The 22,492-nt window shown below is 68.7% G+C and carries 20 protein-coding genes; 15 read left to right on the top strand and 5 right to left on the bottom strand.

Annotation, left to right across the window (positions count from 1 at the left end; all coding sequences use genetic code 11):
- Window positions 1-2 precede the first annotated feature (2 nt).
- From OG817_RS27680 to OG817_RS27665, 4 genes are all read right to left on the bottom strand, one after another.
- Window positions 3-929 carry an ABC transporter permease gene (locus tag OG817_RS27680; RefSeq protein ID WP_406047531.1) on the bottom strand — a complete coding sequence of 309 codons (927 nt, stop codon included), beginning with the start codon at window positions 927-929 and terminating at the stop codon, window positions 3-5.
- Window positions 926-1,939 (bottom strand): ABC transporter ATP-binding protein, encoded by a 1,014-nt coding sequence (locus OG817_RS27675; RefSeq protein ID WP_406047530.1) that lies wholly within the window; start codon window positions 1,937-1,939, stop codon window positions 926-928. Before OG817_RS27675 ends, OG817_RS27680 begins: the two co-directional genes overlap by 4 nt.
- 76 nt (window positions 1,940-2,015) lie before the next feature.
- Window positions 2,016-2,996, bottom strand: coding sequence for an ABC transporter ATP-binding protein (locus OG817_RS27670; protein ID WP_396395382.1), 981 nt, complete (start codon window positions 2,994-2,996; stop codon window positions 2,016-2,018).
- A 5-nt stretch (window positions 2,997-3,001) separates the two neighbouring features.
- Window positions 3,002-4,798, bottom strand: coding sequence for an ABC transporter substrate-binding protein (locus OG817_RS27665; protein WP_406047529.1), 1,797 nt, complete (start codon window positions 4,796-4,798; stop codon window positions 3,002-3,004).
- Between the two features lie 166 nt (window positions 4,799-4,964).
- Between OG817_RS27665 and OG817_RS27660 the strand changes: the two genes are divergently transcribed.
- From OG817_RS27660 to OG817_RS27590, 15 genes are all read left to right on the top strand, one after another.
- Window positions 4,965-5,648 (top strand): response regulator transcription factor, encoded by a 684-nt coding sequence (locus OG817_RS27660; RefSeq protein WP_131517438.1) that lies wholly within the window; start codon window positions 4,965-4,967, stop codon window positions 5,646-5,648.
- A gap of 71 nt (window positions 5,649-5,719) precedes the next feature.
- Entirely contained in the window at window positions 5,720-7,096 is a 1,377-nt protein-coding gene (locus OG817_RS27655) for an ATP-binding protein (RefSeq protein ID WP_406057525.1), read from the top strand.
- Window positions 7,097-7,251: 155 nt separating this feature from the next.
- Window positions 7,252-8,850, top strand: coding sequence for an ABC-F family ATP-binding cassette domain-containing protein (locus OG817_RS27650; RefSeq protein WP_406047528.1), 1,599 nt, complete (start codon window positions 7,252-7,254; stop codon window positions 8,848-8,850).
- Window positions 8,851-9,097: 247 nt separating this feature from the next.
- The gene (locus OG817_RS27645; RefSeq protein WP_406047527.1) at window positions 9,098-9,586 is read left to right on the top strand and encodes a hypothetical protein; all 489 of its coding nucleotides are present in this window, start codon (window positions 9,098-9,100) and stop codon (window positions 9,584-9,586) included.
- Between the two features lie 7 nt (window positions 9,587-9,593).
- Complete coding sequence (locus OG817_RS27640; protein ID WP_406047526.1) at window positions 9,594-10,748, top strand: sensor histidine kinase; 1,155 nt, start codon at window positions 9,594-9,596, stop codon at window positions 10,746-10,748.
- Complete coding sequence (locus OG817_RS27635; protein ID WP_360456855.1) at window positions 10,745-11,383, top strand: response regulator transcription factor; 639 nt, start codon at window positions 10,745-10,747, stop codon at window positions 11,381-11,383. Before OG817_RS27640 ends, OG817_RS27635 begins: the two co-directional genes overlap by 4 nt.
- A gap of 48 nt (window positions 11,384-11,431) precedes the next feature.
- Window positions 11,432-12,208 (top strand): IclR family transcriptional regulator, encoded by a 777-nt coding sequence (locus tag OG817_RS27630; RefSeq protein WP_406047525.1) that lies wholly within the window; start codon window positions 11,432-11,434, stop codon window positions 12,206-12,208.
- A gap of 145 nt (window positions 12,209-12,353) precedes the next feature.
- A complete protein-coding gene (locus tag OG817_RS27625) occupies window positions 12,354-15,494 on the top strand; it encodes a sugar-binding protein (protein WP_406047524.1) in 3,141 nt (1,046 codons plus the stop codon).
- A 14-nt stretch (window positions 15,495-15,508) separates the two neighbouring features.
- Window positions 15,509-16,894: an extracellular solute-binding protein gene (locus tag OG817_RS27620; protein WP_406047523.1), complete on the top strand. Its 1,386-nt coding sequence runs from the start codon at window positions 15,509-15,511 to the stop codon at window positions 16,892-16,894.
- The gene (locus tag OG817_RS27615) at window positions 16,891-17,781 is read left to right on the top strand and encodes a sugar ABC transporter permease (protein WP_360456867.1); all 891 of its coding nucleotides are present in this window, start codon (window positions 16,891-16,893) and stop codon (window positions 17,779-17,781) included. The genes OG817_RS27620 and OG817_RS27615 overlap by 4 nt, the downstream gene beginning before the upstream one ends.
- On the top strand, window positions 17,778-18,668 hold the full coding sequence (locus tag OG817_RS27610; RefSeq protein ID WP_396395025.1) for a carbohydrate ABC transporter permease: 891 nt from the start codon (window positions 17,778-17,780) through the stop codon (window positions 18,666-18,668). The genes OG817_RS27615 and OG817_RS27610 overlap by 4 nt, the downstream gene beginning before the upstream one ends.
- Before the next feature lie 23 nt (window positions 18,669-18,691).
- On the top strand, window positions 18,692-19,579 hold the full coding sequence (locus OG817_RS27605) for an NAD-dependent epimerase/dehydratase family protein (RefSeq protein WP_406047522.1): 888 nt from the start codon (window positions 18,692-18,694) through the stop codon (window positions 19,577-19,579).
- 13 nt (window positions 19,580-19,592) lie between these two features.
- Window positions 19,593-20,543, top strand: a complete 951-nt coding sequence (locus OG817_RS27600; protein WP_406047521.1) for an acetylxylan esterase — start codon at window positions 19,593-19,595, stop codon at window positions 20,541-20,543.
- A 36-nt stretch (window positions 20,544-20,579) separates the two neighbouring features.
- Window positions 20,580-20,993 (top strand): ArsR/SmtB family transcription factor, encoded by a 414-nt coding sequence (locus OG817_RS27595; RefSeq protein ID WP_406047520.1) that lies wholly within the window; start codon window positions 20,580-20,582, stop codon window positions 20,991-20,993.
- On the top strand, window positions 20,990-21,973 hold the full coding sequence (locus OG817_RS27590; protein WP_406047519.1) for a cation diffusion facilitator family transporter: 984 nt from the start codon (window positions 20,990-20,992) through the stop codon (window positions 21,971-21,973). Before OG817_RS27595 ends, OG817_RS27590 begins: the two co-directional genes overlap by 4 nt.
- Here the strand turns inward: OG817_RS27590 and OG817_RS27585 are convergent.
- A complete protein-coding gene (locus OG817_RS27585; RefSeq protein ID WP_406047518.1) occupies window positions 21,927-22,439 on the bottom strand; it encodes a GNAT family N-acetyltransferase in 513 nt (170 codons plus the stop codon). The genes OG817_RS27590 and OG817_RS27585 overlap by 47 nt on opposite strands.
- Window positions 22,440-22,492: the final 53 nt, after the last annotated feature.

Raw genomic sequence — 22,492 nt, 5'->3', positions numbered from 1 at the left:
CACTAGGTCCGATCTGCGCGGGGGTCGAAGGCGTCCCGGACCCCGTCACCGAACAGGTTGAACGCGAGCGTCGTGATCAGCAGCGCCAGGCCGGGGAAGAGGATGAACCACCACGCGGTCGTGTAGTAATTCTGCGAGGCGCTGATCATTCCGCCCCAGTCGGCCGTTGGCGGCGGCAGTCCGAGCCCGAGGAACGACAACGTCGCCTGGGTCACGATCACCACCGGGATCAGCAGCGTGGTGTAGACGATCACCGGCGCCAGCACGTTCGGCAGTACGTCGACGAACATGATCCGGCCGTCACCCGCCCCCAGCGACCGGGCCGCCTCCACGAACTCGCGTTCGCGCAGCGACAGCACCTGCCCACGCACGATCCTGGCCACCGACGCCCAGCTGAAGAACCCGATCACCAGCACGGTCACGGTCAGGCTCGGCCCGGTGACCGAGACCAGCGCGATCGCCACCAACAGGAACGGCACGGACAGTACGACGTCGATCAGCCGCGCGAGCACCGTGTCGACGACCCCGCCGAGGAACCCGGCCGCGAGCCCGAGTACCACGCCGATCGCGACGGTGATCGCGGTCGCGATGACGCCGACCAGCAGCGAGACGCGAGCGCCGTACGCGATCCGGACCAGGATGTCCCGGCCGAGGTCGTCGGTGCCGAGCCAGAACGTCCCGTTCGGCCCGCGCGGCAAGCCATCCGGGGTCAGCCCGATGTCGCGGTACTGCTCGTTCGGCGGATGACCGGTGACCGCGGCGAAGACCGGCGCGAGGATCGCCATCAGCACGATCAGCACGATCACGACCAGCGAGATCATTGCGACCTTGTCCTTGCGCAGCCGTCGCAACGCCAGCACGAACGGACTGCGGCCCTCGATCGCCTTGGGCTCGTCAAGGACATCGACCATCTCGATGGCGGCGGTCATGATGCCTTCAGGTCCGGTACGGCGGTCGACAGGTCTTCGCCGATCGTCAGCGGATGGAAGCAGGCGGTCCGGTGGTCGTGCTGGTCGTCGAGGACGGAGATCAGCGGCGGCTCGCCCGCGGCGCAGTCGGCTCGCGCCTTCGGGCACCTCGTGTGGAACCTGCACCCCTCCGGCGGGTTCGTCGCGGCGGGGATGTCGCCACCGAGGATGATCTGCTCACGGCTGTCGGCCGTGTCCGGATCCGCCACCGGCAACGCGGACAACAGCGCCCGCGTGTACGGGTGACGCGTCTGCCCGAACAACTCGTGCGTCGGCGCCAGCTCGACGATCTTGCCCAGGTACATCACCGCGATCCGGTCACTCACGTGCCGGACCACGGACAGGTCGTGCGAGATGAACACATAGGTCAGGTCGAACTCCTTCTGCAGATCGGCCAGCAGGTTGATGATCTGCGCCTGGATCGACACGTCCAGCGCCGACACCGGCTCGTCGCAGATCACCAGCTTCGGCCGCAGCGCCAGCGCTCGGGCGACCCCGATCCGTTGCCGTTGGCCACCGGAGAACTCGGCCGGGAACCGGTTGTAGTGCTCGGGGTTGAGCCCGACCAGCTCCATCAGTTCCTGGACCTTCTTCTTCCGTTCCGGCCCGGACGCGATGCCGTGGATGGCGAACGGGTCACCGATGATCGAGCCGACCCGGCGGCGCGGGTTCAGTGAGCCGTACGGGTCCTGGAAGATCACCTGCACCTCGCGCCGCACCGGTCGCATCGCCCGCCGCGACAGCGTGCTGATCTCCTTCCCGTCGAACCAGACCGAGCCCGACGTCACGTCGTACAGGTGGGCCATGCAGCGGGCCAGTGTCGACTTGCCGCAGCCGGTCTCGCCGACCAGCCCGAGCGTCTCGCCCTTGCGCACCTCGAGAGAGACCCCGTCGACCGCATGGACCACCTCCTTCGAGTGGGTCGGGAACTCCTTACGGACGTCGTCGACTTTCAGCAGTACGTTTCTCATCCACGTCCTCGCTTCGCTCCGGGCGCGGATGAGGCTCCGAGCATGCTGTGCTTTCTGATGAACTCGCTTCGCTCGTTCATGACGCGATCGCCTCGCTCACGGTGTGGGGCAGCCAGCAGGCCGACTGGTGTCGCGGGTCGGCGCCGACGTCGGTGAGCGGCGGCGCCTCGGTGCGGCACTTGTCGAACACGTGCGGGCAGCGGGCGGCGAACGGGCAGCCCGCGGGCAGACTGATCAGGCTCGGCGGACTGCCGGCGATCGGGGTCAACCGGTCGCCGCTGCGGGCCGGCAGCGATGCCAGCAGGCCTTGGGTGTACGGGTGGTGGTTGCGGTAGAAGATGTCGCGGCGCGGCGCCCGTTCCATCACCGCGCCGGCGTACATGACGACCACCTCGTCGGCCATCTCCGCCACGACGCCGAGGTCGTGGGTGATCAGGATGATCGCCGTACCGAACTGCTCCTGCAGGCGGCGCATCACGTTCAGCACCTGGGCCTGTACGGTCACGTCGAGCGCGGTCGTCGGCTCGTCCGCGATCAGCAGCGCCGGGTCGAGCGCCATCGCCATCGCGATCATCACCCGCTGCCGCATCCCGCCGGAGAACTGGTGCGGGTAGTCGTCGATCCGCTCCGACGCCCGCGGGATGCCGACCAGGGTGAGCAGCTCGGCGGCCCGTTGCCGGGCCGCCTGCTTGCTGATCACGGTGTCGTGCGCCCGGATCATCTCGACGATCTGCCAGCCGATCCGGTAGTGCGGGTGCAGGCTGGACAGCGGGTCCTGGAAGATCATCCCGATCTGTGCCCCGCGCAACCTGCGCAGGGTCGACTGGTCCGCGCTGATGAGATCCGTCCCGTCGAAGAACGCCGTACCGGACACCTGGGCGCCGCGGGTCAGACCGGTGATGGTCTGGGTGGCGACGCTCTTGCCCGACCCGGACTCGCCGACCACCGCCAGCGTCTGTCCGGCCTCGACGTCGAACGACAGGCCCCGGACGGCGCGGACGGTGCCGTCCGGGGTGTCGAAGGAGACCCGAAGATCCCTTACTTCAAGCAGGGCCATGAGGTTCAGCCGCCCTGCTTGTCCTTGGACAGCCACACGTTCGTCGGGTCGTAGTTCTGCATCGACGGGACGTAGACGGCGTTGTGGACCTGGGTGGCGTGGTAGTTCGCCTGCTTGTTGTTGGTGAGCGGGTAGAACGCGGCCTGGTCCATCACCCGGGCGTCGGCCTTGGCCCACAGCTCGGCGGCCGCGTCCGTCGTCGGTGCCGCGATCGCCTGCCGGATCAGGTCGTTGGTCTCCGGGTCGTTGTAGAGGCCGAAGTTGCTGCCCACCGGTGGGAACGACGGCTCACCGGAGAACAACGGGTTGAAGAACGACAGCGCCGCGTTGCCGTACCAGTCGGCGCCCCAGCCGGCCAGCGACAGGTCCCAGACACCGCGCCGGGCGACATCCGGCACCTGCAGGTACTTCACGTAGAAGTCCGCGTTCGGCGACGGTACGCCGGTGACGGTGATGCCGGCCTTGGACAGGTCCTGCTGGATCGTCTGGAAGCCCTTGCTGCTGCCCTCGGTCGCGTTGCGGTAGAGGAACTTCAGCGTCAGATGCGGATACCCGGCCTCGGTGAGCAATTGCTTGGCCTTCTCCGGGTCGTACGGGTACGGGTCGATCTGCTTCGAGCCGGTGATGACGTCCGGCAGTACGTGCGTGAGCGGCGGGTTCAGCGTCTTGCCGCCGAGCACCTGCAGGACATGGTCCCGGTTGATCGCGTAGCTGATCGCCTGCCGGACCTTCGGGTTCTCCAGCGCCTTGTTGTTGTTCGGCGAGACCGTGTTGTAGACGACGTACGGGTTCGAGCTCGCGGTGTCGCCGATGGTCAGGTTCGGGTCCTTCTTGGCCTGCAGCGCGGGCAGTTGCGACGGCGGCGGTGCGACGTCGAACTCCATGTCGGCGGTCGGCGTACCGGTCTGCAACTGCTGCTGGATCGAGTCCTGGGTGACGGTCTCGTTCACCACGATCTTGTCGACGTAGGCCTTGCGGACCGGGTCGGTGGCCGCGTCCCAGGCGGGGTTGCGCGAGTAGTTGATCGACTTGGTCGGAACCCACGAGTCGACCTTGTACGGACCGTCGGACGGGAAGTGGTTGCCGAGCTCGGTGCTAGCCGGGAGGTACTTCAGCGACTCCACCGGGGCCGGCGAGAAGGCCGGCAGCGTCAGCATGTCGACGAAGTACGTCGCCGGCTGGGTCAGGTGGAAGACGACGGTGGTGTCGTCCTTCGCGACCACACCGGGCAGCGCCGTCTTGTCGATGTACTCCTGGATCCCGGCGACCGTCTTCGGCGCCTTGGCGAAGCCGGCGGCGAACGCTTGGTAGCCGTCGATCAGGTTGGCGAAGTCCGGGATGCCGCCGAACGGCTGTACCGGGTTCGCGGTCCGCTTGACGCCGCGGACCACGTCGGCGGCCGTCACCTGGCGCGCCGGGGAGGTGCCCCATTTCGCGCCGGGCCGGATCTTGATCGTGTACGTCTTGCCGTCCGCGCTCAGCCCGCCGTTCGCGGCGGTCGGGATGTCGGTGGCGAGGTCCGCGACCGGTGCGGTGTTCTTGCCACCTGGCTCCGCGGGGTACGTGAACAGCTGCCGGCTCCACATCCGCAGGTTCAGGTAGCCGACCGAGTAGTAGCTGATGTTCGGATCCATGTAGTCGACGTCGCCTGCCCCGAGCATGTTCAGGGTGCCACCGCTGACCGGTGTGGCTGCGTCACCTCCGGATCCGGACGGTGATCCGCCACCGTTGCTGCATGCGGCGAGCGCGACGAGCGCTGCCACGGCGGCAAGGGATACTGCCGCCAGCCGTCTTCTGGCCATTGGTCCTCCTCCGGACTCGATAGCGCCGAAGCTAGGACCGTGGCGCGGACCCCGGAGGCTGGGTTACCGAAGCGTCAAGAGGTTGTCACCCGGGGCCCGCACGAACATGACGGATTCATGACAGCCGTAACCGGCGCGCGCTCCGGTGGTGCGGGACACTGGGTCCGTGCCACACAGCCTGCTGCTGGTCGACGACGAGCCGCGCATCCGCCGGGTGCTGCGGCTTGCCCTGGAAGACGAGGGGTACCAGGTCGCCGAGGCGGCCAACGGGTACGACGCTCTGGCCGCGCTGCGCCGGGAACCACCGGACGTGGTGCTGCTGGATCTGATGCTGCCGGACCGGGACGGATTCACGGTCTGCCGCGAGATCCGCCGCGCCAGCGACGTGCCGGTCATCATGGTGACCGCGCGCACCGACAGTCACGACGTGGTCGCCGGGCTGGAGGCCGGTGCCGACGACTATGTGACGAAACCGCTCGTTGCCAAGGAGTTGTCGGCCCGGATCCGGGCGCTGCTGCGCCGGGTGGAGCCGGCGAACGCCCGGCAGCCCGACGTACTCGTGGTCGGCGACCTCACGATCGACGTCCCCGGGGCCGAGGTGACCCGTGGCGATTCGGTGCTGCCGCTGACCCGGACCGAGTTCAAGCTGCTCGCCGAACTGGCCGGGGCAGAGGGCAAGGTGCTGAGCCGTGAGCAACTGCTGTCCAAGGTGTGGGGCTACGGGTACTTCGGTGACAGCCGGATCGTCGACGTACACATCCGCCGGCTGCGGCTGAAGATCGAGCACGACCCGGCCAGTCCGAAGCATCTCGTCACCGCCCGCGGCCTGGGCTATCGACTGGTGAGTTGACGTTGCGGCGACGGCGACTGGGGCGGCGATGGGGCCGGACGGGTCTCAGACCTGGCCTGCGCGGGCGCGTGATGGTGGCCTACGGCCTGCTCGCGCTCGGACTGTCGTCTGTGCTGGCGCTGGTGACTTGGGGTGTCGTCTCCGACTACCTCACCGAGCAGCGCGAGTCCTCGGCGATGGTCGAGACGGCCGACAACGCAGCGGCCTTCCACTACGGGCTGTTCGGCGCGCCACAGCCGTGCCGGCCGGTGCGTGAGCAGGCCGAGTGCGGCAGCCTGACGCCGAACCCGGATGTCAGCGTGACGAATCTGCTGACCAGCCTGCCATCCACGGATGCCGCAGCTTCGATGGTCTACTACGACGACACCTGGTACTCCCTGACCGGGAAGCCGTCGGATCTGCCGATCGACCTCGTCACCACGGTCCGCAACGGTACGGCGGCGAGCCGCCGACTCACCGTGGGCGGCCAGCACGTGCTGGCGGTCGGCGTACCGATGAAGGTGCCGGGTACGGCGTTCTTCGAGTGGCACCCGCTGGCGAGTCTCGACGGGACGCTGCGGACGTTGAAGATCACGCTCGTCGCGGCGGCGATCGTGACCGCGATGATCGGCCTGGCGGTCGGGCGGCTGGCGAGCACGCTGGCGCTGCGGCCGCTGGCGGCGCTGACCAAGGTGGCGGATGCGGTGGCGCGCGGGCGGCTGGATGCGCGGCTGGAGGCGGAGAACGACCGCGACCTGGGCGGGCTGGCGCGATCGTTCAACCAGACCGCGGCGGATCTGGAACGGCGGGTGGCGGCGGACGCGCGGTTCGCGGGTGATGTGAGCCATGAGTTGCGTACGCCGTTGATGACGATGCTCAACTCGATGCAGTTGATCCAGAACCATCGGGCCGAACTGCCCTCGGCGGTGCGTGAGCCGGTCGAGTTGCTCGGCGACGACCTGGACCGGTTCCGGCGGCTGGTGATCGATCTGCTGGAGATCTCGCGGGACGACGGTGGTGATCAGGGCAGTCGGGAGATTGTGCGGATCGCCGACCTTGTCCGGGCTGCCGCGGATGCGACGGCCGGGCGTGAGGTGACCACGGTGGCTCCGGACGCCGAGGGGCTGACGCTGCAGGCGGACAAGCGCCGGCTCGAGAGGGTCATCGCGAACCTGGTCGAGAACGCCGAGGACCACGCCGGCGGCTGCAAGGGTGTCGGCGTCGAGGCCGGTGGACTCGGCGTCATCATCACCGTCGACGACGCCGGTCCCGGGATCGCGCCCGAGGACCGCGAACGTATCTTCCAGCGCTTCGGCCGCGGCGAGACCAGCGGTCGGGGCCGTGGCGTAGGCCTCGGCCTTGCCATCGTCGCCCGCCACGTCCAATGGCACCAAGGCACCATCCAGGTCACCACCCACCCCTCCGGCGGCGCCCGCTTCGTAGTAGAACTCCCCGCCAAATCCACCTGACCCCCCAGGCCTCCGCCCCTCTGCGCGGTTAATCGGATGACGTGGCTGGGGGTGGTGGGTATTTTGGATTCATGGCTACTTGCCTCTGTGTCTAGCTGCGGGACCCGCTTCCGTACCTGAAGTGCGTCCCTTGGCTATCACGGAGAGTAACCATCATGATCACCGTCAACGGTGTAGACATTCGCGTCGGCGCCCACCTGCTGCTGTCCGACCTGTCGTTCCACGTCAGCCCCGGCGACCGCGTCGGGCTCGTCGGCCGTAACGGCGCCGGCAAGACCACCTTGCTGAAGACGCTGGCCGGCGAAGACCGCCCGGCCACCGGGACCATCAGCGTGTCCGGCTCTATCGGCTACCTGCCGCAGGACCCGCGCGCCGCCGACCCCGCCGTCACGGTCACGGACCGGATCCTGTCCGCCCGCGGCCTGGATGTCGCCGTCCGCAAGCTGCGCGACGCCGAGGCCGCGATGAGCACTGCCACCGGCGACGCGCAGGAGCGCGCGATGGCGGCGTACGCGCGGGCCGAGGCGCAGTTCCAGGCCGGCGGCGGGTACGCGGCCGAGGCGGAGGCGGCGCGGCTGGCGGCCGGCGTCGGTCTGCCGAACCGCGCCCTCGAGCAGCCCGTCGGTGAATTGTCCGGCGGTCAGCGCCGTCGCGTCGAACTGGCCCGGATCCTGTTCGCGCAGCACGACACGCTGCTGCTCGACGAGCCGACCAACCACCTCGACGCCGACTCGGTGCTGTGGCTGCGTTCGTTCCTGCTGTCGTACCCGGGCGGCCTGATCGTGATCAGCCACGACCGCGAGTTGCTCAAGGCAACGGTCAACCGGGTCTTCCACCTGGATCCGCTGCGGGTCACGATCGACATCCACAACACCGGCTGGACGAAGTACCTCGAACAACTGGAGACCGACGAGCGTCGCCGCACCCGGGAGCGCAACACGGCCGAACGCAAGGCCGCGGTCCTGCACACCCAGGCGCAGAAGATGCAAGCCAGCGCGACGAAAGCCGTTGCCGCGCGCAACATGGCGCGGCGGGCGGACAAGTTGCTCTCGGACCTCGAGCCGGTACGCCGGGCCGCGCGAGTAGCCCGCATCCGGCTGCCCGCTCCGGCGCCGTCGGGGAAGACACCGCTGGCCGCCGTCGGCCTCAAGAAGGCGTACGGCGGACTCCAGGTCCTGAACGGCGTCGACCTCGCCATCGACCGGGGGAGCCGGGTCGTCGTTCTCGGGCTGAACGGCGCGGGCAAGACCACTCTGCTCCGGCTGCTCGCGGGGCGGGAGGAGCCGGACGAGGGCCGCGTCGTGCCCGGTCACGGGCTGCGGCTCGGGTACTTCGCCCAGGAGCACGACACCCTGGACCTGGCCGGCACAGTTCGGCAGAACCTTGCGTCGGTCGCTCCCGGGCTGACCGACGGCGAGGTCCGGAACGTGCTCGGTTCGTTCCTGTTCAGCGGTGACGACGCGGACAAGCCGGCCCACGTGCTGTCGGGCGGGGAGAAGACCCGCCTGGCACTCGCCGGGCTGGTCCACTCCGGCGCCAACGTGCTGCTGCTGGACGAGCCGACCAACAACCTGGACCCGGCCTCCCGGGACGAGGTCCTGGGTGCGGTCGGCAGCTACCCGGGCGCGATCGTCATGGTCACCCACGACGAGGGCGCGATCGAGGCCCTGCAGCCGGACCGCGTGCTGATCCTCCCCGACGCCAGCGAGGACCTCTGGTCCAACGACTACCTAGACCTGGTCTCACTGGCCTGACCCCACCCCACCCCACCCCACCCCATCTGATGGGCTGACCCAGCCGTCGGGGGGTTGGCCAACCGTGTGCCGTTGGCCAACCCACCATCTCGTGGGTCAACCCATCAGACGGGGGCTGGGCGGGGTCAACCCACGGGTTGAGGTCCGGGTTCCACCTGGGGGCGAACTGGGGGCTGACGTTCCGGGGGCCGGATCCGAGGAGTGTTGTCACCAGCAACGAACAACCTCCTCGGAAAGGAACTGAGAGATGTCGGCCGGAGTAGTGGTGGGGATCTTGGTAGGGCTGTGGGTGCTGTTCCGGGTCGTCGGCCGGCAGATCACCGGGTCGCTGGTCACGCAGCGGTCGCTGATGGTGATGCCGGCGATCCTGCTGATCATCGGTTTGCTGCCGCTGCCGGCGGCGCTCGGTACGGCGTCGACCGGCGAGATCGCCTTCCTGGTGCTGGACTGCGTCGTACTGGTCGGGCTCGGACTGTCCCGCGGTGCGAGTCTGCACCTCACCCGGCGCGAGGACGGGCTGTACCAGAAGGGGACGGGCGCCACGCTCGCGCTCTGGATCGTGACGCTCGGGATCCGGGTCGGTGCCGCGTTCGCCGCGCCGGCGATCTGGCCGCACGGCACGCTGAACCACGCGACGCTCGCCCTGACCATCGGTCTCACCATCGCCGCACAGAACGCGATGATCTACCGCCGGGCGCTGAGCATGCACATCCCGCTCGCGGTCGAACGGGCATGATGACGGTATGACGTCGACGCTCAGGAGCCGGGTGCGGGCCGCCACCGCGCCTGGTCTCCTGATCCGTGCGATCCCGGGCGTACTGACGATCGGCACGCTGGTCTTCGCGGGCGGTGTGCCGGACCCGCACCGGCTGCCGTACCCGGTGATCCTCGTCCTCGCCCTACTTGTTGTCATCAGCAACTTCTCGCTCTTCGGTCTGCAGCACGGGGAGCCGCTGGGCAAGGCTACCTATGGGCTGCTGGTGTTCGCGGTCGCCGGATCGCTTCTGTGGTTCGCGCTGCCGCAGAGTCCGCTGATCGTGCTGCCGTTCTGGGTGTCCAGAGCGGCAGTTCGCTATCACCGGGCCGGGCCTCGCGAGATCGCGGTGGTGGTCATCGGTGTGGTGGGCGCCTCGGTGCCGCTGTACGTCACGACCGGTTCGGTGGCCGGGGCAGTCGGGCCGGCGTTCGGGTTGGTGGCCCTGGTGCTGGCCTCGATCAACCGCCGGAACCGGGAGTCCCAGCTCGAGGACCTCGAAGTCTCGCTGGCCCGGAAACAGGCCGTGATCGAGGAACATGGCCGCGCCGCCGCCCTGGCCGAACGAGCCCGGATCGCCCGCGACGTGCACGACGTACTGGCGCATTCGCTGGCTGGACTGTCGTTGAGCCTGCAAGGGGCGCGGTTGATGCTGATCCGGGATGGCGCGTCGCCCGAGGCGATCGAGCAGGTGACGCGGGCACAGGGGCTGGCGGTGGAAGGTCTCGCCGAGGCGAGGCGCGCGGTGGCTGCGCTGCGTGAGGACGCGGTTCCCGACGTACGGGCGTTCGCCGATCTGGTCACGTCGTACCGGCTGGAGAGTAGGGCAGCGGCGGACTTCGAAGTGGAGGGGGAGGCGCGGGAGTTGTCCGCCGATGTGATGAGCACCCTGTACCGGACGCTGCAGGAGGCGCTGGCGAACACCCGCAAGCACGCGCCGGGCGCGCCGGTCGACGTACGGCTCCGGTACGGCGATGATGTCCGGCTGACCGTCGAGGACAGGCAGGGGAAACGTCCCGCGCAGCCGACGCCCGGCGGCTATGGTCTGCTCGGGATGAAGGAACGGGCCGACCTCGTCGGTGGATCGGTCGAGGCCGGTCCGACGTCCGAGGGCTGGCGGGTAGAACTGAGGATTCCGGTATGAGTGCAGTGCGCGTCGTGGTCGCCGACGATCAGACTGTGGTCCGCGACGGCCTGGTCACGTTGCTCAAGCTGCTGCCAGGGATCGACGTGGTCGCGGCCGCGTCCGACGGCGAGGAAGCCGTGCGATTGGTTGCCGAGCACAACCCCGACGTCCTGCTCGTCGACCTGCGCATGCCGAAGTGCGACGGTGTGGAGGCGACCAGGCGGGTCCGCGCGGACCACCCCGGCACGGAGGTCGTCGTACTCACGACCTACAGCGACGACGACTCGGTGCTGTCCGCGTTGCGGGCCGGTGCGCGAGGGTTCCTCACCAAGGACGCGGACGCCGAGTCGATCGGGCGGGCCTTGCAGGCGGCCGCGGCCGGGCAGTCCATCCTCGACGCCGAGGTCCAGCGCCGCCTGATCGAAGGCGCCGCCACCCCGAAGCCCGCCGACCTCGCCGGCTCGGGCCTCACTCCCCGCGAGATCGAGGTACTGCGCCTGATCGCCGACGGACTGTCGAACACGGAGATCGCCCGCCACCTGGTCGTCAGCGAGGCCACGGTCAAGACCCACATCAATCACCTCTTCGCCAAGGCCAACCTCCGCGACCGCGCCCAAGCCGTCGCCTACGCCTACCGCCTCGGTCTGGCCTAAGAGCTTCCGAGGTTCACGGATGCGAACTCCATCTGATATACCGAACACGTGAGCGACGCTGACAGACCGCCGGCCGTGAAGTCGGCGGCTCGGACCGTGGAGCTGCTGGAGGCGCTGGCCCAGGCCCCCGGGCGGCTGACGCTGACTGAGCTGGCCAACCGGCTCGGTTACCCGAAGTCCAGCATCCACATGCTGCTCCGGACGCTGGTCGGCGCCGGCTGGGTCGAGTCCGACGAGCGCGGTACGGCGTACGGCATCGGAGTCCGCGCGCTCCTCGTCGGGACCGCGTTCCTCGACCGCGACGTCGTCAACCAAGTCGCGACGGCACACCTTGCCGCGCTGCGTGCGTACCTCAACGAGACTGTTCATCTCGCCCGGCTCGACGGCGCCGACGTGGTCTACCTGGCCAGTCGCGAGTCGATGCACATCCTCCGCAGCGGGTCCTGGGTCGGTCGCCGGGTGCCCGCACATTCGAGCGCAATGGGGCAGGTGCTGCTCGCACAGCTCTCGCCCGAGGAAGTCGAGGCGCGCGTCCCGACCGAACTCACGGCGGAAACTCAGCACACGATCGCCGACCGGCAGGCGCTCGCGCGCGAGCTCCAGGACGTCCGCGTACGGCGCTGGGCCGCCGAGCGGGAGCAGGACGCCCTGGGCCTGGGGAGCATCGCGGTGGCGATCCCCTTCGGCCGCCCGGCGGCGTACGGACTCAGCTGTTCGATCCCGCTGTCGCGGTTCACCGATGCCCACCAGCGCGACGTGGTCGAGGCGCTCCACCAGCATGCCGAGGAGATCGGCGGCACCTTGCGTCGCCTGCCCAGCGCCTGAGCGCTGGACGTACGCCATTCACGTCGCCCGGGGAGTCCCGCGCGGCACGAACCGTTGACACATCCCGGCTGGCCGCCTACTTTTTCGTCGTCGTTCAACATTACAGACTTTGTTCATGTATGTGAACTCGCGAAGGGACCGCCCCATGCACGGTTCGGTTCGGAAGGTGCTCGTGGTGGTCGCCGCCGGAGTGCTGGCCGCCGTTCAGCTGGGATCACCCGCGCAGGCGGCGAGTGATCCCGGGATCGTCTTCACCAACCCGGTCGCCGCCGACGGGATCACCGCCTGGCCCGGTGACCCGGACAAGACCCCGGAGCACGCGGCGTCGAGCCGGCTCGGGGTGCCGTGCTGGCAGACCAGCAACGATCTGAAGGACCAGTACATCTACCTGAACATCGACGCGGCCCGGATCCCCGCCGGCGCCACCGACGCGGTGCTCACGGTCAACTATTTCGACACTCCGGGCCAGCAACTGAGCGCGCAGTACGACAGCGTCAGTTCGGCCTTCACGCCGCTGCCCTGGTTCACCTTCCCCGGCACCGGCGCGTGGGCGACCACCCAGTTCCGGACGTCCGACGTCAACTTCCAGAACCGCGCGAACGGCGCCGACATCCGGCTGATGGCGAGCGCACCTGGTGGTGAGATCAGCTCGGTCTGCGTCTCGTCGGTCAGCATCTCGTTCGCGGACACGACCGGTATCACCGTCACCAACCAGAGCCTGGTGTTCACCCAGGGATCGGGCAGCGTGACGCTCACCTCGACCGCGTCGTCGGTGGCCTGGAGCATCACCGACGACCAGTACCTCCCCGTTGCCTCAGGCAACACGACGACCGGCTCCGTCGACGTGGCGGCCCTAGGTCCCGGCTTCTACAACCTCCGCCTCACGGCCGGCGAGACGGTGGTCGGTACGACGCTCGCCGTCATCCCACCGCTGCCGGCCGGAATCCAGTCCCCGCAAGGCAAGTGGGGCGTGAACACCCACATGAACCACTACTACAACCTCAGTGGCGCCCTCATCCGCACCCTCGGCCTGGCCGGCTTCTCACACATCCGCGACAGCCTCGAGTGGACCCACGTGGAGTCCGGCTCACCCGGCAACTACACCGTCGAGCCGCAGTACGACGCGATGGTCGCGGACGCGAAGGCGAATGGCATCATCCCGCTGCTGGTGACCGGCTACCGCAACGCGCTGTACGACGGCGGGCACACCCCGAGCACCACGGCCGGTCTGGCCGGGTTCGGCCGGTACCAGAGCTTCTGGCTGAAGCACTTCGCCGGCACCACGAACGACATCGAGACCTACAACGAGTACTACCAGCCCGGCTTCAACGACAGCGCCTGTGGCATCACCGGCGCGTGCTTCCTGCAGCTGATCAAGGCGGCGTACCAGCAGACCCACGCGGACAACCCGAACGCGAACGTGATCGTCGACGTCGGCCCGAACAAGGGTGACACCTCGTTCCGCGACCAGTTGCTGTCGCTCGGCGGTCTGGCGTACATGGATTCGATCAACGCGCACATCTACACATTCCCCGGCCCGGAGGGCGACCTGGACACCCAGATCCAGAACCTGCGCACCGCGGCGAACGCGCACGGCGGCGCCGGCAAGCCGCTCTGGATCAGCGAGGAGGGCTACCCGACCGCCGCCAGCTCCGGTGGCTCGATGCTCGACCAGGCCCGCAAGTCGATCCGCAACGACACGATCATGATCGCTAACGGCGTCAGCCAGTTCTACTGGTACGACGCCCTGAACGACGGCACCAACCTGGACGACAAGGAGAGCACCTTCGGCCTCCTGCAGGCACCGGCCGGACCGATCGCCGGGATGGCGCCGAAGCCGGGCCTGGTCGCGAAGGCGACCACGATCCGCGCACTCACCGGCCTCGCCTACAGCGGCCGCGACACCCTGGCCGCCCCGCTGTACTCGTACCGCTTCGGTTCGGGTACGTCGACCACCCGCGTGCTGTGGTCGACCGGCACCGGCTCCTCATCGGTGGAGCTCAGCACCACCAGCCCGCTCCAGGTCACCGACATGTACGGCCACAAGACCACGCTGACCCCGACGCAAGGCGTGGTGACGATGACGGTCGACCAGGACCCGGTCTTCGTGAAGGGCCCGGCCACCGGGGTTGCCGTCACGGCGTCGCCACAGGCGAAGGTTGCTGCTGCGGATCCGTCCAACTCGCAGGAGCCGACCGCGGTCACGGTGACGATCAAGGGCACGCCGTACAACGCCGGCCCGGCCGCCGTGACGGTGGCTGGCCAGACGAAGGGGGTCCTGGTGTTTCGGGGCCGGGACACCCAGGTCACCATCGCGGTCCCGGCAAGCGACACGCTCGGACCGCGGCACGTCGTCGCGACAGTCTCCCGGCTCGGGAGAACCACTGCCCGCTTGGTTGCCTGGACCACTGTCGAGCCGGCGACCAAGATCCGCGTCGTGCCGCAGCTCACCCAAGCTGCACCAGCCGGCCTCGGCGTCGAACTGACCAACACCAGGGCGAGCTCGTCCGCCACGATCCAGGACCTGACCTGGACGATCGCCGGCCAGCACGGAACAGCCGGCGCCGGCCAGTCGATAGAACCGGGGCAGAAGGCAACGATCAGCATCCCGGTCACCGGACTGGTGCCCTGGAAGGCATACGCCTACACCGTCGACCTCACCACGTCCGACGGCAACAAGGTCTCCGCCAAGGGCACTACCGCGTTCGATCCGATCGTGCCCTCGGCAACCACTCCGGTCAGCTCGATCAACCTGGCGACCGACGCCAGTTGGCTCGCGTTCACCCGCCCATGGGGTGGCGCCGCCGACCTGTCCGGCTCGGCCAACTTCCAGTACGACGCCACCGGGCTGACCGTCAACGCGGCCGTCACCGACGACGTGTTCGCGCAGACCGAGACCGCGCCGAACCTGTGGCGGGGTGACGGCCTGCAGTTCGCGATCAGCAACGGCCTGCCCGGCGAGAACGCGACCGCCACCGAGATCGGCGCCGCCCTCCTGCCGACCGGACCGGCCGTCTACAGCTTCGGCACCTCGGACGGCAGTCCGGCGGGGACCACACCGGGCGCCACCGCCGCGATCACGCGCGCCGACGGCGTCACGTCGTACCGGGTGAAGGTGCCGTGGGCGGCGCTCGGGTTCCAGGCCGCGCCGGCCGGCCCGATCGCGATGTCCCTTGCCCTGAACGAGAACGACGGCGCCGGGCGGGCCGGTGCGCTGCAGTGGGCGAGCGGCATCGTCACCGGCAAGACCACCACCTTGTTCCTCCCGGGAACGTTCACCAGCTAGCAGAAGGAGTAACTGTGCAGACCACACGACGGAGGACGGGAACGGTCGCCGCGCTGGTGATCACCACCTGCCTCGCGGCCACCGCCTGCTCGTCATCGGGATCCGGGAGCGCTGCAGACAGCGGCGACGGCACGGTCACGATCACGGTCGGGCAGAAGCCGACGCCCGACCAGGCTGCCGCACTGAAGACGTGGACAGACCGGGTCGCCGAGTTCGAGAAGGCGAACCCGGACATCAAGATCGAGGGCTCGGAGTACGGGTACGACGTTCAGACCTTCCAGGCCGACCTGGCCGCGGGGACGCTGCCGACCGTGGTCGCGATCCCGTACACCGACGTGCAGGGTCTGATCGAACGCAAGCAACTCGCCGAGATCACCGACGTGGTGAAGGCGTCGCCCATCGGCAGCAAGATCAACCCTGAGGTGCTGAAGACGGTCCAGGACTCCAGCGGCAAGATCTTCGGGTTGCCGGTGCAGGCGTACACGATGAGCCTCAACTACAACCGCGCGCTGTTCAAGCAGGCCGGGCTCGACCCGGACAAGCCGCCGGCCACCTGGGCCGAGGTGCGGACGGACGCGAAGGCGATCGCGGACAAGACCGGCAAGGCCGGCTACTCGATGATGACCACCGGCAACACCGGCGGCTGGGTCCTCACTGCGATGACCTACACGTACGGCGGGACGATCGAGAAGGTGGACGGCGGCAAGGCCTCGGCCGCCTTCAACGACGCACCGATGAAGAACGCGTTGACCGCCCTGCAGGAGATGCGCTGGACCGACAACTCGATGGGCAGCAACTTCCTGTTCAACCAGAAGCAGCTGCAGCAGGAGTTCGCCGGCGGCAAGGTCGGAATGTACATCGGTGCGCCGGGCGACTACCGCGACGAGGTCACCACGATGGGCGGCAAGGGTGAGGACATCGGCGTCGCGCCACTGCCGCTGGACTCGCCGGACGGCGGCACGCTGACCGGTGGCGCCGTACAGATGTTCAACCCGAAGGCGTCGAAGGCGCAGGTCGAGGCCGCGGTGAAGTGGGCGGAGTTCTTCTGGCTGGAGAAGTTCACCGACCAAGACCATGCCGTCACCGACGCGAAGACCGCGAACGCGGACAAGCAGTACTCCGTCGGGCTGCCGATGCTGTGGCTGTTCGACGACGCGTCGCAACAGCAGTACAACGCCTGGATCAAGCCGTACGTGAACACGGTCCAGGCGAACTTCACGCCGTACACGAGCAAGGCGGCGTCGCTGAAGCTGATGATCGAGCCGCCGGTGGCCGGACAGAAGGTGTACGCCAGCCTCGACTCCGTCGTACAGACCGTGCTGACCAAGAAGGACACCGACATCGGCAAGCTGCTCGGCGACTCGTCGAAGACAGTCGACGGGCTGCTGACCAACCCGTGAGAGGACGTACGACGAAGTGGGTCCGGCACGGCGGGATCAGTACCTTGGTGTTCCTGATCCCGACGTTGCTGGTCTTCGGGTTGTTCTCCTGGTGGCCGATCGCCCGGGGCCTGGTCCTCGCGTTCCAGCAGACGAACCTGATCACTCCGGCGGAGTGGGTCGGCTTCGACAACTTCCGTAAGGTGCTCGCCGACCCACTGCTGTTCACCGCTGTCCGCAACACGGCCTGGTTCGCACTGCTGGCGTTGGTGTTCGGCTATCCCGCGCCGCTCGCACTCGCGGTCTTCGTTCGCGAACTGCGTCGCGGCCGGGCGTTGTTCTCGGTGCTCGCCTACCTGCCGGTGGTGCTTCCGCCGGTGGTGGCGATCCTGCTCTGGCGGGTGTTCTACGACGCGAGCGACGAGGGCCTGTTCAACACGCTGGCCCGGGGCATCGGTCTCGGTCCGTTCCAGTGGTTGCAGGACGCCCACTGGGCCATGCCCAGCATCGTGCTGGAGGCCACCTGGGCCAACGCCGGGGCGACGATGATCATCTACCTGGCCGCCTTGTCCGGCGTACGCGCGGATCTCTACGAGGCGGCCGAGATCGACGGGGCCTCGATCTGGCGGCGGGTGGTGCACGTGACCTTGCCACAGTTGCGGACGATCCTGCTGATCACGTTGCTGCTGCAGATCATCGGGACCTTCCAGGTGTTCACCGAGCCGTTCCTGTTCACCGGCGGCGGGCCGGCGAACGCGACGACGACGATCCTGCTGCTGCTGTACAACTACGCCTTCATCAACGGCGACTACGGCGAGGCGACGGCGTTGTCGGTCCTGCTGGCGATCTTCCTCGGCCTGCTGTCGCTGCTGTACTTCCGGCTGACACGGCGCTGGAGCACGACATGAGCGCCCGGGGCGAGGACCGCGGTCTGATCTCCGCGGCGGACCGGCGCCGTCCGCTCGTGCGCTGGACGTTCGGCAGCGGTCAGGTGCTGATCCTGGTCCTGCTCGCACTGGCCGGCCTCGGGCCGATCCTGTGGCTGGCCAAAGCGGCCATCTCGCAGCCTCACGACCTCGCGTCGAACCCACTCGGTCTGTGGTCCGGGCACCCGCAGTGGCAGAACATCGAGACGGCCTGGTCCCGCCTCCGGGTCGGTCCCGCGCTGATCAACACGGTCTGGATCGCCCTCGGCAACTGGGCGGTGTCGGTGCTGGTGGCAACGACCGGCGGCTATGCGCTGGCGATCCTGCGGCCGAGGTACGCCAAGATCATCGACGGAGCCTTGCTGGCAACGCTGTTCATCCCCGGCGTCATCTCGCTGGTGCCGCTCTACCTGACGGTGATCGACGTGCCGATCGTCGGCGGGACGTTGATCAACACCTACTGGGCGATCTGGCTGCCGGCCGGTGCGAGTGCGTTCAACGTGATCATCACCGGACGGTTCTTCGCGCAACTGCCGGCCGAACTGTTCGAGGCGGCCAGGATCGATGGCGTCGGCAACTTCCGGATGTTCACCTCGCTGGTGCTGCCGCTGTCCGGGCCGATCATCGGCGTGGTGTCGCTGCTGTCGATCATCGCTGCCTGGCGCGAGTACCTCTGGCCGAAGCTGGTCCTGCCGGACCGGACCAAGCAGCCGTTGTCGGTGATGCTGCCGTCGATCCGCGACAACGTGCAGATCAACCTGTTCATGGCCGGACTGCTGATCTCGGTGGTGCTGCCGATCATCATCTTCCTGCTCTTCCAGCGCTACTTCCTCCGCGGGGCCGGTCTGGCCGGCGGGATCAAGGGCTGACCATCAACCTCGAAGGAGAACGCGTGACGGTGACCCGGGTGCTCGTGACGGGGGCGAGCGGCATGATCGGTCATGCCGTCGTCGGCGATCTGGTTGCCCAAGGCATCTTTGTGACCGCGCTGGACCGGATCGAGCCGGACGGACTGCCGGCCGATCGGATGGTGATCGGGGACGCCCGCGACCCGGCTGCGGTCGACGAGGCGATGGCCGATGCGGATGCGGTGATCCACCTGGCCGGACTGGCCTCGCCGGGTCACGGTACGCCGTTCGAGGTCTTCGGCGGCAACACCCGTGCGACCTTCGTCGTGCTCGAGGCGGCCGGCCGGCGAGGGATACGGCGGGTTGCGCTGAGCAGCAGCTACTCGATCACCGGGTTGCCGTTCGCGGCCGGGATCCGGCACCCGGCGTACCTGCCGGTGGACGAGAACCTGCCGGTGCAGATCGAGGACCCGTACGGGCTGTCCAAGCAGGTCGACGAGGCGACCGCGGTGATGATGACGCGGCGGCACGGTCTGACGGTGGTCGCGCTGCGCCTGCCGTTCGTCGCCGACGACCGACGTCGGCGCGATCGGCTCGCGGCGACCACGGCCGACCCGCTCTACGGATCAGCCGAGCTCTGGGCGTACCTCGATCTCCGCGACGCCGCCCGGGCCTTGCGGTTGGCCCTCACCGCGCCGGTGTCCGGGTTCCACGCCGTACTGGTTGCCGCCCCGCAGACGTTGGCGCCGTACCCGACCGACGAACTGCTGGCGCGGTACCACCCGACGGTTTCGGTCCGGCGGGCACTGCTCGGACGCGCGGTACCGATGGACCTGTCCCGGGCTCGCGACCTGCTCGGGTTCACCGCGGAGCATCAGGTCGAGCTCGACCTCCGGCCGCTCCCCGTCGACTTCACCCGGGCCGCCGGGTAGCGAAAGGACAGCCATGCCTTTGTTCGACAAGCCACTGCCGGAGTTGCGCGAGTATCGCCCGGAGCGCAGCGAGCCGGCCGACTTCGACCTGTTCTGGCGGGACACCTTGGCCAAGGCCGAGACCGATCCGCTCGAGCCGGCGTTCGTCCGGTACGACGCCGGGCTGTCGACCGTGGATGTGTGGGACATCCGGTTCACCGGGTTCGGTGGGCATCGGATCGCGGGGTGGTTCCTGGCGCCGCGTGACGTGGCCGGACCGCTGCCGACGGTGGTGCAGTACCTCGGGTACCAGGGTGGGCGGAACTGGCCGATCGACTGGCTCGTGTACCCGGCCGCCGGGTACGCCGTACTCGTGATGGACACGCGGGGCCAGGGGACCGACACCGCCGATCCCGATCCAGGGGCGAACCCGCAGGTGCCCGGATTCCTCACCCGCGGACTCGTCGACCGGGACTCCTACTATTACCGGCGCGTGTTCACCGACGCGGTCCGCGCGGTGGACGCGGCGCGGAGTCACCCGATCGCCGACCCGGCCCGGATGGTCGTCGCCGGCGGCAGTCAAGGGGGCGGGATCGCGCAGGCAGTGGCCGGGCTGCGGACGGACGTCGCCGCGGCGTTGATCGACGCACCGTTCCTGACGCACTTCCGGCGGGCGGCCGAGATGGTGGACAAGACGGGGTACGGCGAGATCGCCGACTACCTCGCCCGTCGGCGGGTGCCGCCCGAGGACGTGTTCGGCGTACTCGACTACTTCGACGGGCTGAACCTCGCGGCTCGGGCGACGGCTCCGGCGCGGTACTCGGTCGCGTTGATGGACGCGGTCTGCCCGCCGTCGACGGTGTTCGCGGCGTACAACCACTACCGCGGCCCGGCGGAGATCGACGTCTGGCCGTTCAACGGTCATGAAGGCGGCGCTCAGGTGCAGCGGATGCGGCAGCTGCGATGGCTGGGGGAGACGCTGTAGCTTGCGGGCGCCCGGGGGCGACCCTATTGTCGACGTATGAAGAGTTCTGCAGATGTGCAGGGCAGCACGGCGATCGACGCCTGCACCGTCCGGGTCGTCGACCCGGAGCGGGTGGCGAGCGTCAATGCCAGGATGCCGGGGGAGGACGACATCGTCGACACCGCCGATGTCTTCAGCCTGCTCGGCGATCCGCGCCGGCTGAAGCTGCTGGTCGCGCTGCTCGACGGCGAACTGTGCGTCTGCGACCTCGCCGCGGTGACCGGGCTGAGCGAGTCCGCGACCTCGCACGCGCTCCGGCTGCTGCGCGCCCACCGCGTGGTCGCCGTACGGCGGGACGGCCGGATGGCGTACTACCGCCTGGACGACGCACACGTGCGGATGCTGGTCGACCTGGCCGTCGCGCACACCGAGCACACCGACGCGATCCACCCGGAGAGGTCCGGCGCATGACGGCCGAGGCACACGGCCACGGCCACGGGCACGGTGTAAGCACAGAAGCGGACCGGAAGCTGCTCAGCGGCGCGCTCGCGCTGATCGTCGGCTTCATGGTGGCCGAGGTCCTGGTTGGGCTCGCGGCCGGATCGCTGGCCCTGATCACCGACGCGGCGCACATGCTCACCGACGCGATCGCGATCGTGCTCGCGCTGATCGCGATCCGGCTCGCCGCCCGTCCGCCGGCCGGTGGGTTCACGTACGGCTTCAAGCGGGTCGAGATCCTGTCCGCCCAGGCGAACGGGATCACGCTGCTCCTGCTGGCGGCGTACTTCGTTTATGAAGCGGTCAGCCGGATGATCGATCCGCCCGAGGTGAAGGGCGGGCTGGTCCTGATCACCGGCGTCGTCGGCATCGTGGTCAACCTGCTGGCCGCCTACCTGATCAGCAAGGCGAACCGCTCCAGCCTGAACGTCGAGGGTGCGTTCCAGCACATCCTCAACGACCTCTTCGCCTTCATCGCGACGGCCATCGCGGGTCTTGTCGTCCTGCTCACCGGCTTCGCCCGCGCCGACGCGATCGCCGCGCTGGTGGTGGCCGCGCTGATGCTGAAGGCGGGCATCTCGCTGGTCCGCGACTCGGGCCGGATCTTCCTCGAGGCCGCGCCGGCCCGGATCGACCCGCAGGCCCTCGGCGCGGAGCTGTGCGCGGTCGAAGGTGTGGTCGAGGTGCACGACCTGCACGTCTGGGAAATCACGTCCGGTGAGCCGGCCGCCTCCGCGCACATCCTGGTCGCCCAAGGGCTCGACTGCCACCAGATCCGGGTCAAGGTCGAGGCGCTACTGGCCGAGCGGCATCAGCTGACGCACTCGACCCTGCAGGTAGACCATGCCTCCGGCAACGACCGCGACGCCCACTGCAGCGATGCCCACGGCACCGTGCACCGCTCGGTCACAGCCGCTGGGACAGGACCTGACCCGGCCATTCCCAGTCATTGACCGGTACGGAGAACTCCACGTCCCGGACGAATCCCTGCTTCTCGTAGTACCGAACCAGTGCGCCGTCCCCGCCCGCGAAGCAGTCCACCCGGATCAGCCCGACACCGGCCTCCCGCGCCAGCATCCGCGCGTGGTCGAGCAGTTCAGCACCGATGCCACGGCCCGCGGAGGCCCGATCGGTCACCAAGAGCCGGACGTACAGCTCCGGCTCGTCCACAGTTGGCACATACGACATCGCCGGCCCGACCGCGAGCGCCCCGACCACCCGGCCGTCCGCCTCGGCCACCCACAGCCCGTCGTCGGCGAACCCGGTGATCTGCGCGACCCGGCGCGGATTGGTCGAATGCGCCTCCGTGCCCCACTGATCCGTCCGTCCCTGGGCGACCAGCCACTCGGTCGCCCCGTCGAGCAGCGCCAGCACCGCCGGTACTTCGTCCCGCCCCGCGCGGCGGATGGTGATCTGCACGAAACTCAGAATAGTTCGGGGCACGATGTCGAAACCGCTCCACCGGCCTCTAC

The organism is Kribbella sp. NBC_00889, from assembly GCF_045207705.1.
GTDB lineage: Bacteria > Actinomycetota > Actinomycetes > Propionibacteriales > Kribbellaceae > Kribbella.
The sequence above is the reverse complement of the archived record's forward strand: the minus strand, read 5'-3'. Positions and strand labels throughout refer to the sequence as shown.

What these genes read in the sequence shown, in the direction of transcription:
- OG817_RS27680 (WP_406047531.1), bottom strand. Translation starts at nt 929, where the DNA reads ATGACCGCCGCCATCGAGATGGTCGATGTCCTTGACGAGCCCAAGGCG.
- OG817_RS27675 (WP_406047530.1), bottom strand. Translation starts at nt 1,939, where the DNA reads ATGAGAAACGTACTGCTGAAAGTCGACGACGTCCGTAAGGAGTTCCCG.
- OG817_RS27670 (WP_396395382.1), bottom strand. Translation starts at nt 2,996, where the DNA reads ATGGCCCTGCTTGAAGTAAGGGATCTTCGGGTCTCCTTCGACACCCCG.
- OG817_RS27665 (WP_406047529.1), bottom strand. Translation starts at nt 4,798, where the DNA reads ATGGCCAGAAGACGGCTGGCGGCAGTATCCCTTGCCGCCGTGGCAGCG.
- OG817_RS27655 (WP_406057525.1), top strand. Translation starts at nt 5,720, where the DNA reads ATGGTGGCCTACGGCCTGCTCGCGCTCGGACTGTCGTCTGTGCTGGCG.
- OG817_RS27650 (WP_406047528.1), top strand. Translation starts at nt 7,252, where the DNA reads ATGATCACCGTCAACGGTGTAGACATTCGCGTCGGCGCCCACCTGCTG.
- OG817_RS27645 (WP_406047527.1), top strand. Translation starts at nt 9,098, where the DNA reads ATGTCGGCCGGAGTAGTGGTGGGGATCTTGGTAGGGCTGTGGGTGCTG.
- OG817_RS27640 (WP_406047526.1), top strand. Translation starts at nt 9,594, where the DNA reads ATGACGTCGACGCTCAGGAGCCGGGTGCGGGCCGCCACCGCGCCTGGT.
- OG817_RS27635 (WP_360456855.1), top strand. Translation starts at nt 10,745, where the DNA reads ATGAGTGCAGTGCGCGTCGTGGTCGCCGACGATCAGACTGTGGTCCGC.
- OG817_RS27625 (WP_406047524.1), top strand. Translation starts at nt 12,354, where the DNA reads ATGCACGGTTCGGTTCGGAAGGTGCTCGTGGTGGTCGCCGCCGGAGTG.
- OG817_RS27610 (WP_396395025.1), top strand. Translation starts at nt 17,778, where the DNA reads ATGAGCGCCCGGGGCGAGGACCGCGGTCTGATCTCCGCGGCGGACCGG.
- OG817_RS27600 (WP_406047521.1), top strand. Translation starts at nt 19,593, where the DNA reads ATGCCTTTGTTCGACAAGCCACTGCCGGAGTTGCGCGAGTATCGCCCG.
- OG817_RS27595 (WP_406047520.1), top strand. Translation starts at nt 20,580, where the DNA reads ATGAAGAGTTCTGCAGATGTGCAGGGCAGCACGGCGATCGACGCCTGC.
- OG817_RS27590 (WP_406047519.1), top strand. Translation starts at nt 20,990, where the DNA reads ATGACGGCCGAGGCACACGGCCACGGCCACGGGCACGGTGTAAGCACA.